The 652-nt window shown below is 42.6% G+C and carries 1 protein-coding gene; it reads left to right on the top strand.

The window, feature by feature from the left end; genetic code table 11:
* Positions 1-652 (top strand): transposase (locus tag H5183_RS21470; protein ID WP_182732689.1); only part of this gene is annotated, 652 nt, incomplete at both ends.

Here is a 652-nt window from a genome sequence, read left to right as displayed (position 1 = left end):
GAAGCAGATAATCACACCATAAAGTTTACCGCAGACAGTGGGTTTAACAGCGAAGTGAATCTTGAGTTTATGGCGAAAAGTGGCTTTGATACTTACATTGCGGATAACCAATTTAGAAAACGAAACCCGCTGTTTAAAGAAAGTGAAACCTATGAGACAGAGCAAGAAAAGCGCCGACTAAAACGTAGTAAAGGCAAGCCACGATTATTTACCTCAGGCGACTTCCATTATGATGAGACGACACAAACCTGCCGCTGTCCCGCAGGCAATGACATGTGGCGAAGTGGTATCAATGTAAAAAGCCACAACCAAAAATACACGCGATTCTGCGGTTACTTAAAAGATTGCAAAGTATGCCCGCTGCAACAGCAATGCATGCGAAAGCCACCGATAAAAACAGGGCGGCAAGTACAGTTTAAAAATGATGAATCGCGTAAAAAGCTAAGCTATATCGACAAAATGAAGGCCAAAATAGACAGCCCAATCGGGCGACGACAGTACAGCAAACGACTTGGCTGTATAGAGCCAGTGTTCGGGAATATTACAGTTAACAAAGGCATGAATAAATTGACCTTACGCGGTCAAACGAAAGTGAATGCCCAATGGCAACTGTATTGCTTAGTTCATAATATAGAAAAGCTGCAAAACAGGA

Source organism: Pseudoalteromonas sp. SR44-8, from assembly GCF_014163635.1.
In the GTDB taxonomy this organism is placed as follows: domain Bacteria; phylum Pseudomonadota; class Gammaproteobacteria; order Enterobacterales; family Alteromonadaceae; genus Pseudoalteromonas; species Pseudoalteromonas rhizosphaerae.
Note: the sequence above shows the minus strand (reverse complement) of the source record. Positions and strands in the feature narration are given on the sequence as shown.